The sequence below is a fragment of the Desulfobulbus alkaliphilus genome (assembly GCF_016918545.1).
Classification (GTDB): domain Bacteria; phylum Desulfobacterota; class Desulfobulbia; order Desulfobulbales; family Desulfobulbaceae; genus Desulfobulbus; species Desulfobulbus alkaliphilus.
Genome location: NZ_JAFFQC010000311.1, coordinates 1 through 426 on the forward strand (window position 1 = coordinate 1; position 426 = coordinate 426).

At 62.7% G+C, this 426-nt stretch carries 1 protein-coding gene; it reads left to right on the forward strand.

The window, feature by feature from the left end:
• A partial coding sequence (locus tag JWG43_RS18690) for an EAL domain-containing protein (protein WP_205244419.1) occupies window positions 1-426 on the forward strand: 426 nt, incomplete at both ends.

Here is a 426-nt window from a genome sequence, read left to right on the forward strand (position 1 = left end):
GGCGAGCTGCAGATCGCCATCAACCTGTCGCCCAAGCAGTTCACCGACCCGGACCTGGTCGGCTCGATCGCGGCGATCCTCCACGAAGAGAACATCCCGGCCAGCCAGCTGGAACTGGAGCTCACCGAAAGCCTGCTGCTGGACGCCACCGACGATACCCGCCAGCAACTCGAACGCCTGAAGAGCCTCGGCCTGACCCTGGCGATGGACGACTTCGGCACCGGCTACTCGTCACTGAGCTACCTGAAGAAATTCCCCATCGACGTGATCAAGATCGACCGCAGCTTCATCAAGGACATCCCGGACAGCCAGGACGACATGGAAATCACCTCGGCGGTGATCGCCATGGCCCACAACCTCAAGCTCAAGGTAGTCGCCGAAGGCGTGGAGAGCGCCGAGCAACTGGCCTTCCTCCGGCGCAACCGC